The 16,989-nt window shown below is 63.1% G+C and carries 13 protein-coding genes; 5 read left to right on the top strand and 8 right to left on the bottom strand.

From position 1 onward, the window contains the following. Positions 1-89: 89 nt before the first annotated feature. The 7 genes from ltrA to ACFTR6_RS19675 form a co-directional block, all read right to left on the bottom strand. Positions 90-1,427: a group II intron reverse transcriptase/maturase gene (ltrA, locus tag ACFTR6_RS19705; protein ID WP_377959174.1), complete on the bottom strand. Its 1,338-nt coding sequence runs from the start codon at positions 1,425-1,427 to the stop codon at positions 90-92. A 577-nt stretch (positions 1,428-2,004) separates the two neighbouring features. Beyond that, positions 2,005-4,062 (bottom strand): DEAD/DEAH box helicase, encoded by a 2,058-nt coding sequence (locus tag ACFTR6_RS19700; protein ID WP_377959173.1) that lies wholly within the window; start codon positions 4,060-4,062, stop codon positions 2,005-2,007. Between the two features lie 502 nt (positions 4,063-4,564). Beyond that, complete coding sequence (locus tag ACFTR6_RS19695; RefSeq protein WP_377959172.1) at positions 4,565-5,218, bottom strand: MOSC domain-containing protein; 654 nt, start codon at positions 5,216-5,218, stop codon at positions 4,565-4,567. Between the two features lie 50 nt (positions 5,219-5,268). After that, a complete protein-coding gene (locus tag ACFTR6_RS19690; protein WP_377959171.1) occupies positions 5,269-5,586 on the bottom strand; it encodes an antibiotic biosynthesis monooxygenase family protein in 318 nt (105 codons plus the stop codon). Between the two features lie 417 nt (positions 5,587-6,003). Continuing rightward, complete coding sequence (locus ACFTR6_RS19685; protein ID WP_377959170.1) at positions 6,004-6,633, bottom strand: hypothetical protein; 630 nt, start codon at positions 6,631-6,633, stop codon at positions 6,004-6,006. Positions 6,634-6,767: 134 nt separating this feature from the next. Further along, positions 6,768-9,209, bottom strand: a complete 2,442-nt coding sequence (locus ACFTR6_RS19680) for an AAA family ATPase (protein WP_377959169.1) — start codon at positions 9,207-9,209, stop codon at positions 6,768-6,770. A 24-nt stretch (positions 9,210-9,233) separates the two neighbouring features. Continuing rightward, positions 9,234-9,692 (bottom strand): hypothetical protein, encoded by a 459-nt coding sequence (locus tag ACFTR6_RS19675; protein WP_377959168.1) that lies wholly within the window; start codon positions 9,690-9,692, stop codon positions 9,234-9,236. Between the two features lie 1,184 nt (positions 9,693-10,876). On the opposite strand from ACFTR6_RS19675, the gene ACFTR6_RS19670 reads away from it, so the two are divergent. The 5 genes from ACFTR6_RS19670 to ACFTR6_RS19650 all read left to right on the top strand — a co-directional run bounded on the left by ACFTR6_RS19670 (position 10,877) and on the right by ACFTR6_RS19650 (position 16,169). Continuing rightward, the gene (locus ACFTR6_RS19670; protein WP_377959167.1) at positions 10,877-12,097 is read left to right on the top strand and encodes an acyl-CoA dehydrogenase family protein; all 1,221 of its coding nucleotides are present in this window, start codon (positions 10,877-10,879) and stop codon (positions 12,095-12,097) included. 55 nt (positions 12,098-12,152) lie between these two features. Continuing rightward, positions 12,153-13,814 carry a phospholipase D family protein gene (locus ACFTR6_RS19665; protein ID WP_377959166.1) on the top strand — a complete coding sequence of 554 codons (1,662 nt, stop codon included), beginning with the start codon at positions 12,153-12,155 and terminating at the stop codon, positions 13,812-13,814. 63 nt (positions 13,815-13,877) lie between these two features. Next, positions 13,878-14,276: a nuclear transport factor 2 family protein gene (locus ACFTR6_RS19660; protein ID WP_377959165.1), complete on the top strand. Its 399-nt coding sequence runs from the start codon at positions 13,878-13,880 to the stop codon at positions 14,274-14,276. A 79-nt stretch (positions 14,277-14,355) separates the two neighbouring features. Beyond that, complete coding sequence (locus ACFTR6_RS19655) at positions 14,356-15,096, top strand: SDR family NAD(P)-dependent oxidoreductase (RefSeq protein ID WP_377959164.1); 741 nt, start codon at positions 14,356-14,358, stop codon at positions 15,094-15,096. Positions 15,097-15,221: 125 nt separating this feature from the next. After that, positions 15,222-16,169 carry a DUF6454 family protein gene (locus ACFTR6_RS19650; RefSeq protein ID WP_377959163.1) on the top strand — a complete coding sequence of 316 codons (948 nt, stop codon included), beginning with the start codon at positions 15,222-15,224 and terminating at the stop codon, positions 16,167-16,169. Positions 16,170-16,173: 4 nt separating this feature from the next. On the opposite strand, the gene ACFTR6_RS19645 is transcribed toward ACFTR6_RS19650, so the two are convergent. Next, positions 16,174-16,944, bottom strand: coding sequence for an SDR family oxidoreductase (locus tag ACFTR6_RS19645; protein WP_377959162.1), 771 nt, complete (start codon positions 16,942-16,944; stop codon positions 16,174-16,176). Positions 16,945-16,989: the final 45 nt, after the last annotated feature.

The raw sequence follows: 16,989 nt of genomic DNA, 5'->3' as shown, positions 1-16,989 counted from the left end.
CCGCCGCCACACACAAAGGTCCGCCCCACGCTTCCAGGAAGCGTGCACTGCCATGCCCCGAACATGTACTTGACAGGACCTATAGCCAGCTAGGTCGTTTGAAATCGATCCCATGCAGCGCGAAAGAGAATGAGGCCTTGCCCTGCCCAGTACTCGGTTGGGAGTGCCCTGTGGAGGACGGGCGATTTCGCGATCCGCCAGTAGGCTCTGCTGCTGTTGCCCCATTGATAGGCCAGATCCGGCCTGATCCCGAGCTTGCGCAGATTCGCGATGCGGGTCCGCGGTTTCTTCCATTCCTTCCACCGGATTTGGCGCATCCTCCGCCTGAACCACTCATCAAGATCGGAGAACTTCCTCGGCGTCTGTGACAGCCGGAAGTAACCCATCCATCCCCGAACATAGCGGTTGAGTTGTTGGATGCGGTATTCCATGGAGACACTCCATTTGCGCGAGGTCAGTTCCCTGATGCGGTCCTTCATGCGTTTGAACGCCTTCGGAGCTATCCGGATCCTCACCCCGGCTCTGGTGAAGTAGAACCCGAACCCCAGCAACGTAGCTACACTTGCTGGGTTGATTACGGATTTCTCCCGGTTGACACTCAATTTCAGGTCCCGTTCCAGGACTTTCGTGCCCTGGTCCAGTACCCGTTCCGCGGCCCTCCTGGACTTCACAAAGACCCTGATGTCATCGGCATACCGCACGAAACGGTGCCCCCGACCCCAGAACTCCTGATCAAAATCGTCCAGCATGATGTTGGACAGCAACGGCGACAAAGGCGACCCCTGCGGGGTTCCCTCCACCGTCGGTTGCCGCACCCCATCAGCCATGACTCCGGCTTCAAGAAAGCGCCGGATCAGCTTCAAGAGTCGCTTGTCTTTCACTTTCCGCGCAACCCTGGCCATCAGCACATCGTGGTTCACCCGGTCAAAGAACGCATCCAGATCAACCTCGACCACCCACCGATACCCCTGTGAGATCACCGTTCGGGCGACCCTCACCGCATCATGGGCGCTTTTGCCCGGCCGGAACCCATACGAGACCGGCACGAACCCCGGATCAAAGACCGGGGACAGGACCTGCGCGACTGCCTGCTGGATCAACCGATCCAGCACGGACGGTACCCCCAGCCTCCGTTCCCCGCCATCAGGTTTGGGAATCATCACCTGACGAACCGGCAGCGGAGCATAAGTACCCGCGTCCAACGCTTCCCGGGTTTCAGGCCAGTGTCCTAAGCACCACGCACGAAGTTCCTCCGTGCGCAGCCCGTCAGCACCGGCAGCACCCCGGTTACGCTCAACACGTTTCAACGCGATCATCAGATTCTGCCGGGAGAAAACTGCCTCCCACAGACCCTGACCATCCCTGACGTTCTCCCCGATACCCGCCGGGTCCTCACTACGCACAGACAGGGGCCATCCCGGATTCACCGTTCGCTCCTTCACTCTCTGTCCCACCACTCCCGTGGGTTGGCTGCGATTCCTGTGGAACACACGAGAAGCACCGCTTCAAACCATCAATTCCCAGCGTTCAGCCCTTCCCGGCAACCTCGCGATCCCGCCGGTACTATGGCCTCGGCTGACTTCTGCCCCGTCAGAACAACCCTTAAGGTTGATCCGCTCCGGCACCCTTCGGGGCGCCGACGCACCGGGACAGATCTCCCCAGATAAGAACATTCACTTTCCCCCTGCCGCCGCCGCATTTACACACTGGCCGTTTCGGTGGAACGGGCTTCACCATCTGTTGCTGGCTTACCCCGACCAACATGCCTTCTATGCGGTTCGTGTCCCTCGGTGCAGGGATTTGCCTCCGGCTTCCTTCCCACCCCACCTCACGATGACGCAGTTGCCCTTGGCTAGAAGTTAAACCACCTTCTCCTCCAGAGGACTTTCACCTCCAAGCAAATGCCCATGCTGGGCGTACAACAGAAACAGGCCGGCTGGTCAGCCGGCCTGTTTCTATGCGGATGCGGAAGCCACCGCAGCGACATTCATCGCAGTGATGCGGTTACCACTTGCCCTTGCGGTTGAAGTCGCGGTGGCCGCCTTCGCTGCCGTGACGCGGCTTGCGTGCGCCGTTACCGTGTCCTCCGAAGCGGGAGTCGCTCGACTGGCCGCGGTCGCCCGAGATGCTGCGCTCGGCGCGGTCGCTGTACGCGCGTCCGCCGCGGTCAGCGGAGGAACGCTCGCCGTCGTTCTTGCGGAACTCCTTCTTGAAGCCGCCGCTGCCCTTGAAGTTGCCGCCACGGCCGCCCTGGTAGCCGCCGCGGTCGCCACGGTCACCCTGATAGCCGCCACGGTCACCAGATGGGCGGCGTCCGTTGTCCAGCTCGAGGTGGATCAGCTCGCCGCCGATCCGGGTGCGGGACAGGGCGCGCAGCTGCTCCTGGCTCAGGTCGGCCGGCAGCTCCACCAGCGAGTGGTCCGAGCGGATGTCAATGCCACCGATCTGGGACGAGGAGATGCCGCCCTCGTTGGCGATGGCGCCGACGATGGAACCCGGCATAACGCGCTGGCGGCGTCCGACGGCGATTCGGTAGGTGGCGTTTCCTTCGGTCAGCGGGCGTGACGGGCCGCGGGAGCCGAAGCCGTCCTTGCCGCGTTCGCGCTTCTGGAAGTCCGGAGCAGCGGGCAGTTCCTTGACCAGCAGCGGCTGGCCGCCCTGGGCCATGACTGCCAGTGCCGCAGCGATTTCTGCTGCCGGCACCTTGTGCTCTTCCTCGTAGGAGGCGATGAGGTCGCGGAACACCGCAACGTCCTCTGACTCCAGCGTCTCCGTGATGCGCTCGGCGAACTTGCCCAGGCGGAGCGAGTTGACCGTTTCCGCCGTCGGCAGGTGCATCTGCTCCACGGACTGGCGGGTGGCCTTTTCGATGGCCCGCAGCAGGTACTTCTCGCGCGGGGTCATGAACAGGATCGCGTCACCGCTGCGGCCCGCACGGCCGGTGCGGCCGATGCGGTGGACGTAGGACTCGGTGTCGTGCGGGATGTCGTAGTTGACCACGTGGCTGATGCGCTCGACGTCGAGGCCGCGGGCGGCAACGTCGGTGGCCACCAGAATATCGATCCGGCCTTCCCGCAGGGCATCAACGGTCCGCTCGCGCTGCTGCTGCGGGATGTCGCCGTTGATGGCCGCGGCCTGGAAACCGCGGGACTTCAGCTTGTCGGCGAGGTCCTCGGTGGCCATCTTGGTGCGGACGAAGGCGATGACGCCGTCGAACTCTTCAACCTCGAGGATGCGGGTCATGGCGTCAAGCTTGTGCGGGCCCATGACCTGCAGGTAGCGCTGGCGGATGTTCGTGCCCGTGGACGTCTTGGACTTCACCGAAATCTCGGCGGGGTCGTTGAGGTACTGCTTGGACATGCGGCGGATCTGGCTCGGCATGGTGGCCGAGAACAGCGCCACCTGGCGGTCCTCCGGCGTCTGCTGGAAGATCTGCTCAACGTCCTCGGCGAAGCCCATGCGCAGCATCTCATCGGCCTCGTCCAGGACCAGGTACTGCAGCTCGGAGAGGTCGAGCGAGCCCTTGGCGATGTGGTCGATGACGCGGCCGGGGGTACCGACAACAACCTGGGCGCCGCGGCGCAGGCCGGCCAGCTGGGGACCGTAGGCGGAGCCGCCGTAGACGGGCAGGACCGTGAAGTCGTCGATGTGCTTGGCGTAGGAAGTAAACGCCTCGGCCACCTGGAGCGCCAGCTCGCGGGTCGGGGCGAGAACCAGGGCCTGCGTCTTGCGGGACGGGCCGTTCAGGTCGTGGAGTTCAGCCAGCTTGGACAGTGCCGGTACTGCGAATGCTGCAGTCTTACCGGTACCGGTCTGGGCCAGGCCAACAACGTCGCGGCCTTCCAGCAGCAGCGGAATGGTCGCTGCCTGGATGGGAGAGGGCTTTTCGTAGCCGACGTCCTGCAGGGCGGCCAGGACCCGGCCGTCGAGGCCAAGGTCGGTGAAGCGGACGCCTTCTTCTTCCGTCTCAGCAGCAGGGCGGGTTTCAGCGGCAGCTGCGGTTTCGGGAGCTTCGGTTACTTCCGCGGCTTCGGTGGTGGCTTCGTCGTGATTTTCGGGCATAGGAAACTTTCCTCATCCATAGGGGGCCAGGCGGCACAACCCGGAATGAGCGGAGCCGCAGTACATGTGCCGTGGGCGCCGGGCATCCATTGACCGGCCGGTCACGTCGAAGTCCGGCGCTTTCGCAATCCCATGGCAGGACTTCGCACTGCATCTCTTGGCTGCTATCCCAGCAGTCTGTACAGCGTTTTCTTCAGCCGGCTCTCCCTATGAAACTGCCCGCATCACATTTGCGGGCCCCAACACTTGCCAGTCCTGCCTCAAAAATTGGGCAGGAATAAGGGATTTCCGGAGTGGGGGATGCTTCAAGTGTAGGGCATGGCGCCGCATGCGGACGAACCGGGGGTCCGGCAGGGGCGGTGAGCTTGGGCACACACGGCATTTCTGCACCGGTTTCCACCTCTGCCGGATCCTTCGGCCGGTTCCCGCGGCCGCACCGATTCAGGGGCACGTCGGGTGGGGGCTGCCGAAAGCGGTGCAGCAATGCGGCAGGACGGCGGGACTAGCGGCCCACCCGGCGGAGCATCTTCTCGAAGCGGTCGTGGTATTCGGGCTGCAGGCGGATTTCGCCGTCGGCCTCGGCGTCCCGCAGGGCCTCGATGGCATCCATGTCGGGCTCGCTGAACCACTGGCCAATGGTCACGCCGTGCTTCGGCACGAACAGGCGGTGGATGTGGTCCCCGGCCTGCACCGAACCGGTCTTGATGACGCGCAGATAGGTGCCCACCCGGCCGGCCTCCGTGAAGCGCTTGACCCACTGGGTCTCGTCCATGCGCCGCTGGAAGGTGGCGCACGGAACACGCGGCGAGGTGACCTCGACTTCAACGTCCAGCCCGATCCGCCAGCGTTCACCGATGACGGCACCGGTGGTTTCGATCCCTGCCACCCGGAGATTCTCGCCGAAGATCCCCGGCGGCAGCTCGCGCTCCAGCTCTCCGACCCAGTAGTCGGCGTCGGCCTGGGAGTAGGCGTACAGGGCCTGGTCCACTCCCCCGTGGTGGATGCGGCTGGCCTGGACGTCACCGTGCAACCCGAGCTTGTGCACCTTCACCGGCCCGTCCACGGGGCGCTTGTCGATGGCGGTAACGCCCACGCTTCCCTCATCCGGCAGGAGCTGGTGGACCCGGCAAACGGCAAGAAGAGTGGCGGTATGCATGCGACAAGTCTATATACGCTTGTTCTAGCATTAGCCCCCACTCTCCCTACTCAGCTCTGTTCTCCCCTTCTTGACCAACCGTACGTTTTCCACATAGTCGAAATCCTGATTTCATAACTTTCGAAAAATTCATCTCGGCCCCGTTGTTGGGTACGCACATGCTCCGGATGGTCTCGCCATTCTTCGATGGCAGCGGCGGATTCGAACTGGGCAACCGCCAATTCGGAACCATCCGCACCGCTGAATCCCTCAATAGAAATAAATCCGGGTATCTCCGCAACTAGTTCGAGCATGCGTGCAAACGTTGCTTCATACTCTTCCTGGTCTATGTCCTCACGGGTGTGTATACGGAAAAGAACTAGCTCCACAACTTTCTCCTAGTCATGCTTGCTTCGAACGTACATCGACAATATCTCGAAGAACAACCCGCCGATCAGCGTCTTTGCTTGTTAGCCAGCGGGTTGACGCGGGCATACGCTTTCAGTCAGTTTTGGACGACAAGCAGTTGACGGTCACCGCTAACAGCACCTGTGCCACGGCTCGATATCAGACCTTCGAATTGGACTGTTCTTTCCCGAAGGCAACCTCCCTGAAGCTGAGAATACCTCATGTTTCACGTTTCGGAATAAGCTTCTCAAACTCTTACGCGGAGCCGAAAATGAGGAAATAATTACCAGCACTTGGCATCTCCCCGGGCTAAATTGAGCGCTATCAATATTGCACATTTGAACTTGGCCACGTAGCCCACCCCGCCGATGCCCGGCCACATAACTGTGGAATCGTTACTACTTGCGGTATGGCATTTCCTCCCATCGATTCACAGGCCAGAGTCCTCGATTCATGTCGACCCCAGCAGCGCTTCGTAAGAGGCTTGCGACAGCGCTGTCAGTGAGTGAGGCCGCGCCTTCACAAACGGTGAAGTACTCCCGGAGGAACTCCTCGAGAATCCCGGGACGCACGTGCTCGGTTCGATCGAGGCGCAGGAGGAACATCCCCGGCACCCGGTCCGAGTCGAATCGCAGGGCGGGCTGGAAGTACTGGAGCGGTATTATGGTTGCACCGTGGCGCCCGTAAAAACGTAGTCGGTCAAGGGCTATGCCGGTGGCCATGTCGCCTGGCCAGCTGCGGGGGTCATCGACTTCTGCAAGGACCAGTGCACCGGGTGAGCCGGAGACCCATCGCGTCATCGCTGACTCAAGGAGCAGGGACCCCAGGCCCGTCCCACGCAGGGCGGCTGTCACTACCAGGTAGGTCATGAGCAGGACGCTGTGTTCCCGGTACCACTCCCCGAGCACGACTGCTTGCGGCTCATCCTGGACAACCAATACGGCCGACGGCTCAGGCTCTGTTCCACCGTAGCAGTCGAGCATTTCGTCAAGTTCGATGAGCTCCTCGGCGCGAAAGGCCGGTACCATCAGTCGCGCATACACTTCTTCCAACACTGGCTTGGGCAAATCCCCAAGCTCGAGAACTAGTCCTTCCTGAGGACTGATAATTTGATATTCTTCACGGCGCCCGGGTAGATGCCTAGGAGTCCAGGACGACGGAGTCATGAGGAACGTGGCCTAAGTAGGTCACCGCGGAGGCTTGCTTGCACGCGGTCCTCGATCCTCAACAGCATCTTCATGAAGGGGGTGGACTGCTGATTCAGCTCGCCAATATCCGGTCCCCGAGGAAACAGCATGTTGGCTAGCTCAGCAACGGTTCCGTTCCTGCAGACCTCTATTAACTCAGTTTCAGACCGCTTCGGCAAAGACGGCATAGTGGGAAATGACTCCTGCATTATCTGACCAAACCGCACTGACTCCGCGCTGCGGCCGCTGCGCCACAGCACCAGCATTTTCTCGATCGCCCGACCTCGCGCCTCGAAATAGAACTGCATCGTGTAGTCATCGGGAGGCCCGCCAATTCGGTGGAAAAGGAATGAATGCACGACCGCCAGACCATACTCCTTGGCTGCAAGGTCCGTCTTACCGTCGAGCCACGCGCAGTCCGCGCGTAGGCGGTGAATATTGGCGATGAGCTCTTCGTCCGGGTTCTTCTCGTCGAAGTCGTCGTACAGCAGAGAAGCTGCGTACGTTGCCTCATCCAGAGCTAGCTTTGTGTCGCCACTTTCCAATGCAAGGTCGCCGCGCTCGAAGACTACCCAAGGGACGTCCCAACTACGGTCAACCAGAGCGAAATGTCGAGCCGCCTCGTCGTAGTGCCTCTTTGATTCAAGGGGGTCGCCGGGCGAGCCGTATCGAGACGCGTGCGCAAGGAAGACTTGGAGCAGGGCTTCGGTGTGGCGTTCGCGTTCGCTCAAGTCTGTGCTTGGGTGGGTGAGGCCGCAGAGTTCCCGGATCTCAAAAAGCGCGTCCTCGACCTCGTTCCACGGCGCAGCTGGGTACGTCCGGTCAAAGTCCTGTCTGAGCTTGGCGCGATAAGGGTAGTTGTCCCTGAATCGCCGGACGGCGTCGGCGAATGCAACGAGATTGTCATCCTGTGTCTCAGAGGCCAAGCCCTCGAAGTCCGTGATCAGAATCTCGCAGAAGTCGAAGTTGACATAGTTGCCCCACCACCAGAAAGCGTCGAAGAACACCCTTGCAGCCTGCAGCATTGCAGTCCGCCGATCCTCGGAGTGCGCCACGTGGTAGAGCCATTTGCGTAGCCACGACTGCTGATCGGGTTTCTCGAAACCGAACATCTCGAAGTAACTGTTCGAGCCGGTGAACTGCCCGTAGAAGTATTCTGCCGCCACTGAATGCAGATGGTTCCGTTCGTGTGGGGCGTACTTGAGCATGCCATCCGCAATTCCTTGGCGGATGAACGCGTGGACCTTTACGTAGTCGATTTTGTCGATCGGCGACTTATACTCGTCTGTAAAGCTGAACGCCTCGAGGTCCTTCATAAGCGGTATAGCTGACTCTGGGGTCACACCATCGTCGGCGAGCAGGGCAGCAAGCAACTTGATGTCACACTCGGCGGGAATGCTGGCAGCCCGTAGCGCCTTGCCCAAAGGTCTCCCTTCCAGTCGCTCGACCATTTCGGTGACGACTCCGGCCAAACGCCCTTCTGCATTCCCCGGTAGTCGTAGCAGCCGCTTCTCCAGGTCTTCCCTACACAGCTTAATGGTCGGGTCGTTCATGAGGTCGACCAAGACCTGCAGTGCAATCGGAACGCCGCCGCTCCATTTGTAGAGCAGGGCCACCAAGTCGTCCGATATACGCTCCTGCCCTAGCGTCTGCGTCAGAAACTCGGATACTTCATCCAAGGAGAACGGCGATATCTGCAACGCGTCGCCCGTGCCCCGAGGGGCGTCTAACACGGAGTTTGGCTCGTGGGCGAGGACCACGACCGCGCCTTTAAGGTTGGAGATAAGGTGCGAAATCCAAAACCCCAACTCCTGTCCGGCGACGATGTCTACATTGTCGAAGAGCAGTAACATGGGCTGCGAACTGGAGATATCGTTGAGCGACGCAGCGAGAATGTTACTCAGCTGCAGTGTCGCCTCCCGAGCTGCCCCCACCAAAACTGCATCCTGGGCTGCATTCTGGTCGAAGTTGACCTTGATCGTCTGCGGAGAAGCCGAGATCAAGGCCCCGGCTCCAGCGGTCATCTCCGAGTAGACATTAACCTTTCCAACTTTCATTTTCTGGCGATTCCTAGTGAACTCCTGATCTGTCTCTTCGAGCACGATCGCTCGCTCCGGATCAAGATCGTGCAGGAGATCACTAGCCAGTGCCCGAACCTCGTTGTAGTGCTTGAGCGCCTGACCATAGGTCTGGTCTACACCGCCGCGGCCCCGGGCTTCAGGGTTGTAGCGAGCCAAATCAACGCTCGCGACAACCATGCCGGTGGACCTGGCGGCACTACGCCGCTGCGCCTCCTGAAGCAGGGTGGACTTCCCCATCCCCGTCGCACCAGCCACATCGGTTGTGCGGAGCCTCTGGCCCTGTTCCAAACCGGTCAGCAGTCGTGCGAGCAGGTCCTCACGCCCGACAAAAGGCATCGTTCGTTGACCCGGCATGGCGTGTCATTCGTCTTCGGAGTGCCCGAAGGTGATCGTCTGGCCGCTATCTTCGATCAGGGCGTGTTCGCCGGCGCGCATGACTTGTCGCACTCGCTGGGCGGTAACGCCCTTCACGGATTGGCCCGACCGCCGGACTGTTGTCCAGTTGGCCAGCTGCATTTGTTGCTCGACGTCGACGCCTTCGGCCTTGGCCACTCGTTTGGCGAAGTTGACTAGTTCGTCCTCTTCGCTGACGATTTCCTTGCTGAGTAGTTGGGTGAGTGCGGCCTTCTTCTTTTCCGACTCGGGTGCATCTTCCACCGCCTCGACAAGCACCTCCGCGGTGGGGTCGGCACTGAACCGATTCAGGAGTTTCCTACGGAAGGCGCTGTAAGCTTCCTTGACTTCGTCCTTGACGGCGTCGGTCATTCCTGCCGAGGCGCCCGCGATCACCGCGGCAACAACCAAACTGACCGGATCCATGTGTACTCTCCTCGTCCTGTGGTTGTACAGAAGTGTGCCTGTGGGTGGCTGTTCTGGCAAGAACTCAATGAGAATCACATGTAAGCCCCGTGGAGGCAGGGGCCGTCCCTCTCATGGGAGCGGCGAATGAGTGCCTGGGCGGCGTGGCGTATTCATCAATGCTAGAGAAGCGGACTTGCCGGCCCCAGGAGGTCGCGTCAGACTCGAGTCGAAGCCGACAATCTGCATCGGATACTTGACTCGAGCCGTTTCCGCTGGGCGCCGGTTGGGCTGCTACGTCCCTTCTCCCTCGCCCTTGGCTTATTGGTGAGCTTCATGGCGCCAGAGCCGATGCACAATCTTCCTGTTCAGCGCCGCACCGTCCCATATCGGCTGGGCCAGCACGTGCCACCTGGCCTTCCGCCAGGACCGCCGTTCGGATGCCCGAACCGCCCGTCGGGAATCCGTTCACGGTCTTCTACGTCCACATGCAACATCTCACGCTCCAGCATGTTCGTATCGCCGGGAACGATCCCGGCCATTGACTCCTATCCCTGCGTCCGATTCGATGAACGGCAGCGGGCACTGGCAACGGTCAAGATCCGGTGGACCGCGGAGATGTTCAAATGCAGATGGTACCCGATCCGGGCAGGACCCCACCGCCTGTTCACCCGCAAACCCAGCACCCGACTTTCGCTGCATACCCGGTCCGGTGCGGCCAGGTCAGGGGCGGTCCTGCAGTCCTCCAACACGTCTTCCCCAGCTCCCGATAGCGATATGACCAGCGTGCTGTGATCGGTACGGGATATTGAACATTTCCGCGACGCGGGGCAAAGGCCAGCCATCCACCACAATGCAGCGGGCCAACTGAAGACGGCCCGAACAAGCCAGAAACGCGTTACGGCGAGAACGAGGACCTTCTAGTTTGCAGGAGAACTGATAACTGCCGTACCGTCCTGAAATCCTTGCAAGAACGGTCGAAGCAGCTGAGGCTCGTGCCGCTCGATCCAAAAAGCTGCGCTGCCTATGGGCGGGCGCTCGGACCGGGGGTCCATGCATTCTGGCTTCCTTCAAGACAGATCACGCGGCTCACCCAGCGGCAAACGGCATTGAGTCCATAACTGCACGGCGAGCTCCACGAGTCCTCCGGCTATCACACAAGAGCCTGACGATTTGTACAACACCATGCCACGTAGGATGCTGGCATGAGCAACGACGCCCTTGATGCAGCGGAAGCCTCGGCCGAGTACGGCCTCCCGGACCCCTCGGATGTCCTGGCCCTCGATTCCCTGCTGACCCCCGATGAGCTGGCCCTCCGGCAGCGGATCCGCGACTTCACCGACCAGCAGATCCGCCCCGACATCGCCGACTGGTACGAGCAGGGCGTCTTCCCGATGCACCTGCCCGCGCAGCTCGGCGAGCTGGGCGTCCTGGGCATGCACCTGGAGGGCTACGGCTGCCCCGGCCGGTCCGCCGTCGAGTACGGCCTGGCCGCCATGGAGCTCGAGGCCGGCGATTCCGGAATCCGCACGTTCGTCTCGGTCCAGGGTTCCCTGGCCATGACCGCCATCCACAAATGGGGCTCGGAGGACCAAAAACAGGAGTGGCTCCCCCGGATGGCCGCGGGCGAGGTGATCGGCTGCTTTGCGCTGACGGAGCCGACGGCGGGGTCGGACCCGTCGTCGATGGCCACCGTCGCGCGGCAGGACGGAGCCGGCGAGGATGCCGGCTGGGTCCTGGATGGCGCCAAACGCTGGATCGGGCTCGCGTCGGTTGCCGATGTTCTGGTGGTCTGGGCAAGGACCGACGACGGCGTCCGCGGCTTCCTCGTACCCGCCGGCACGGCGGGCGTTACCGCCGCTCCGATCGGGCGCAAGCTGTCCATGCGCGCGTCCATCCAGTGCGACGTGACGTTCGACGGCGTGCGGCTGGGTCCGGAGGCACTGCTGCCGGGCGCGCTGGGGTTGGGCGGTCCGTTCAGCTGCCTCAACGAGGCACGGTACGGCATCGCCTGGGGGGCCATGGGCGCGGCCCGCGACTCCTATGAGGCGGCGCTGCGGTATTCGCTGGACCGCCAGCAGTTCGGCAAGCCGCTGGCCGGCCACCAGTTCACGCAGGAGAAGCTCGTGAACATGCTGCTCGAGGTCCAGAAGGGCACCATGCTCGCCCTGCACCTGGGCCGGCTCAAGGACTCCGGCCACCTCCGGCCCGAGCAGATCTCACTGGCCAAGCTGAACAATGTCCGCGAGGCCATCAAGGTGGCGCGGGAAGCACGGACCATCCTGGGCGGCAACGGCATCACGCTGGACTATCCGCCCCTGCGGCACGCTGCCAACCTCGAGTCGGTGCGCACCTACGAAGGGACTGACGAGGTGCACACCCTGATCCTCGGCCAGCACATCACGGGGCTCCCGGCGTTCCGCTGATTCCGAACGGCTTTAGCCCTCGCCGTGGCCGCACGGCCGGGAGCATACTGGGCACATGGCTGACGCTGACGATTTCCTCGCCTTGGGAGGGACCGGGGAACATCGGGTGGACAGTAGTCCTGCTGCATGGTTCCTCAGCGGCGATGAGCGGGAGAATGCAGCCACCGACGTACACGCGGGCGGCTCCGGATCGCTGTCCTGGTCGGAGGGCAACCTCGTGCGGCCACTGATTGACGGGGCAACCTACTTCGCCCGGCTGCATGAGGAGCTGTCGGCCCTGAAGCCGGGAGACCGTGTGTGGTTCACCGACTGGCGCGGCGATTCCGACGAGCGGCTGACCGCTGACGGACCGGCTATTGGCGAGTTGCTGGCGCGGCTGGCCAAAGCGGGCGTGGAAGTGCGCGGCCTGATCTGGCGATCCCACGGCGAGCGCGTGAAGGCCCCGATGAGTTGGCGGTCCAACGAGCTCCTCAGCCGCCGGATCAACGACGCCGGCGGGGAGGTGCTGCTGGACCAGCGCGTGCGCCTCTTCGGCTGCCATCACCAGAAGCTGGTCGTCATCCGCCGGCGCGACGACCCCGCGCTGGACGTCGCGTTCGTGGGCGGGATTGACCTTTGCCACAGCCGTCGGGACGATGCCGAACACCGGGGCGACCCGCAGGCGCTGGCCATGGATTCCCGGTACGGGAAACAGCCACCGTGGCATGACGCCGCCGTCGAACTGCATGGCCCGGTAGTGGCCGATGTGCTGGAACTGTTCGCCGAACGGTGGAATGACCCCCATCCGCTGGACCGCCGCACCCCGTACCGGATGCTGCTGCAGCGCCTGGCCGACATGCCCCGGCACCCCGAGCCGCTGCCCGACACTGCGCCGCCGCCACCGCCTGCGGGACCTCACGCCGTGCAGCTGCTGCGCACTTACGGCATGAAGCATCCGCCGTTCCCGTTCGCACCCAGCGGTGAGCGGAGCGTTGCCCGGGCCTACACGAAGGCCTTCGGCCAGGCCCGCTCGCTGATCTACATCGAGGACCAGTACCTCTGGTCCGAAGAGGTCGCAGCCGGAATCGCAGCGGCGCTTGAACATAACCACGGGCTGAACGTGATCGCCGTCGTTCCCCGCTACCCGGACTCCGACGGCATCCTCGGAGGGCCGCCCAAGCGGCTCGGGCAGATGCGTGCCATCAACAGGATGCGCCAGGCTGCGCCCGAGAGAGTTGGAGTGTTTGACCTGGAAAACACGGCCGGTACTCCGATCTATGTCCATGCCAAGATCTGCATCATCGATGACGTGTGGTTGACCTGCGGATCGGACAACTTCAACCGCCGGTCCTGGACCACCGACAGCGAGCTCACCTGCGCTGTGATCGACACCAGTGCCACCCGCAGGGAACCGGCCGGCGCGGAGACGGACACCGGGACCTCCCGCCCGCTGCCCTGCGGGCTGCGGCTCCAGCTCTGGGCCGAACACCTCGGCCTGGACCAGAATGACCCTCAGCTCCAGGACCCGGCGGCTGGGCTCAAACTCTGGAACGCCGCCGCCGATGCTCTGGACCAGTGGCACAGGAGCGGCCGCCGCTCGCCGCGCCCCAAGGGACATGTGCGCCACCACACCACAGAACCCGTGCGGCCCCTTCACCGTATCTGGGCGGAGGCTGCCAACCGCCTTGTGGTGGACCCGGACGGCCGCCCCCGCCGGATGCACGGCACCCCGTTCTAGGCACGCAGGCTGCCGCTGTCCCCGGCCCTCGCGGGGCCGGGCAGCCGGGAGCATACTGGGCACATGTCTGACGCGGACGATTTTCTGGCTTGGGTGAGGTCGGCGCTGTATGAAGCGGAGCTGGCCATCCACAACGGCGATGCCGGGCCGCGGCGGGCGATCTGGTCCCGCAACGAACCCGTGAGCGTCCTGGGCGCATGGCGCAACGCCTTCGGGCAGCAGGAACTGGATGAGCTGTTCGCAGGCCTTGCGAAGCAGTTCTCCAATTGCACCTCGTACCGCTTCGAACTGCTCGCATACGACGTCGTGGGAGACATGGCCTACACAGCCGGACTGGAACACACTTCGGCCTCCGTGGATGGTCAGCCGCGCAGCTATGTTTTGCGGGCCACTCAGGTTTACCGGCGTGAGGACGGCGAGTGGAGGGTCGCCCACCGGCATGGCGACACAGTGAACCCGTAGGCTCGTCGGCAGCGCGCCCACTGCTCACGGCATGTCTATCTGTAAGTACCCAGTTCGAGGTCCCAATGGAGGCATCAAGATGACAGCCGAACGCACTGTTCTGGTTACCGGAGGCGCCCGCGGAATCGGCAGGGCAATTGCCGAACGGTTAGCGGAAGGCGGCTGGAAGGTGGTTGCCACCTATAACACCGGCCTCGATCAAGCAAGGGAGCTGGCGCGAACGCACGGTGTGGAGATACGTCAGGTGGATCTGGCAGACAGAGCCGAATCACTGGACTTCGCCCGCCGGATCAGTGAGGAATTTTCCTTCGGCGGACTTGTCAACAATGCCGGGATCCTCGAAAAGGAGCCTCTCGGGGAAATGACTCTCGATGCCTGGGACAGGACCTTTGAAGTCAATGTCACGGCACCGCTCATCCTCGCCCGAACAATCGGCCCTCACATGTCCCGTGGCGCGAGCATTGTAAACATTGCCAGCATTGATGCCTACATCGGATCCTTCCGAAGCTTCGCCTACTCGGCCAGCAAAGCGGCTCTGGTTTCAGTCACTCGTAGCCTCGCAAACGTCCTTGGCCCCCGGGGCGTCCGGGTGAACGCTGTGAGTCCAGGCTGGGTGGACTCCGGCATTCTGACTGAATCCTATGAAGCAGCAAGCCTGACACCATTGGGTCGCAATGGAAGCCCCCTCGACATTGCCCGGACGGTCGCTTTCCTCCTGAGCGACGACGCATCGTTCATCACAGGAACATCAATCGTCGCTGACGGCGGGTACAGCGGCGTTGACTACTTCATGCACAAGGAGAATGAATCCCTTCACTAAACCCAATGACCTTCCGGCTTCTCGCTTCACCCTCCCGATACCTGCCGTTATCTGCCGTGCCATCCGGGATGCCTACGTTTGAACGCACCCGCAACCGGGCATCCCATCACGCACCTGGAGAAAACATGAAGACGAAGCGCGCCCTGGCCATTGCCGCAGTGGCAGCCGCCGCCCTGACAGCCGGAACCTCGGCTGTGGCCACCAACGGGCAGACCCCGCAGGGCCTCACGGCGGAGGCCGAGGCTTTCATCAAGGTGGACCGCAACACGCAGTGGAAGGAGGTCCAAAACCTCAAGCTGGACTTCCCGACCTTCCACCCGCAGGGCATGTCGCTCGTCGGCGACAAGATCTTCCTCAGCAGCGTCGAGATCCTCGAACCGACCGTGCGCTACCCCTCCCCCGTCGACGGTTACGACCGCACAACCGGCAAGGGCCGCGGCCACGTCTTCGTCATCGACCGGCAGGGCAAGCTCCTGAAGGACATCGTTCTGGGCGAAGGCACCATCTACCATCCGGGCGGCACGGACTTCGACGGCGACAGGGTCTGGGTCCCCGTGGCCGAGTACCGGCCCAACAGCAGCTCCATCGTCTACACCATCGACCCAGACACCTATGAGGTCATAGAGCAGTTCCGCCAGGCGGACCACATCGGCGGTGTCGTCGCAGACCGCAAGACCAACCGGATCAGCGGCGTGAGCTGGGGTTCCCGCAAGCTGTTCACCTGGAACAGCCAGGGCCGGCTGCTGGGGACACAGGGCAACCCCAGCCACTTCATTGACTACCAGGACTGCGAGTACGCCGGTGCCGGGCAGCAGCTCTGCTCGGGCGTGACCGGCCTCAAGACCGCCGACGGGAAGCCTTTCGAACTCGGCGGCCTCGCCCTGACCGACCTGTCGGACGGCACTATCACCCACGAGGTCCCCTTCCAGAAGTTCTCCACCGCCGGCCACTCGATAACCCGCAACCCGGTCGCCCTGGAATCCGACGGAGAGGTATTGCGTCTGTTCGCCGCCCCCGACGACGGCGAAGAGGCCGCCGGCACCGAGCTCTTCATCTTCGAAGCCCGCCCCTGAGGCGTTAAGCCGAAAACCCGCCGTCGGCCTTGATGAGCTGCCCGGACACCCAGCGGCCTGCCGGGGACAGCAGGAAAGCCACGGTTCCCGCGACGTCGGCGGGCGTGCCGAGCCGGCCGCCGGGCTGCCGCCGGGTGAGCCCTTCGCGGAGCTGATCATCCATCCAGCCGGTGTCCACGGGGCCGGGATTCAGCACATTGGCGCTGATCCCCAGCGGCCCCAGTTCACGCGCCGCGGCGATCACGATCCTGTCCAGCGCCCCTTTCGACGCCCCGTACGGGAGGTTGAACGCTGTGTGGTCGCTGGTCAGCGCGACGATCGCGCCGCCGTCGTCCGCTGCCTGCTGCGCGAAGGCCTGGACAAGCTGCCAGCTGGCCCGGGTGTTCACGGCGAAGTGCCGCTCGAAGCTTTCAAGCGTGGTGTCCAGGATGCCCGAGTCGACGGATTCGGCGTGGCTGAGCACCATCCCGTGCAAGGTTCCGGCGTGCGCTGCAGCTTCGGCCATGAGCCGGTCCACGGCGCCCGGGTCCCGAAAGTCGGAGGGCAGGGCCAGCACTCTGGAGCCGGCGGCCTGCAGTTCAGCGGTGAGCCGCCCGACGTCGTCCGGCTGAATTCCCCAGGGCATGCGGGCGTCGTAGTCTTGCCAGTAGGTCAGCACCAGGTTCCAGCCGTCGGCGGCCAGCTGCCGGGCGATCCCCGCACCGATCCCCGCGAGGCGCCCCACCCCGGTCACGAGTGCAGTTTTGGCCGTAGTATTACCGTCGGTCTGTCCCATGTCGCGTCCCCCAGTGGTCGTCCGGCAGTTTTGCGCCTGCAGGAG

This window comes from Arthrobacter sp. NPDC057009, assembly GCF_042673905.1.
Taxonomy (GTDB): Bacteria; Actinomycetota; Actinomycetes; order Actinomycetales; family Micrococcaceae; genus Arthrobacter.
This window is presented reverse-complemented; position numbering and strand designations above follow the sequence as displayed.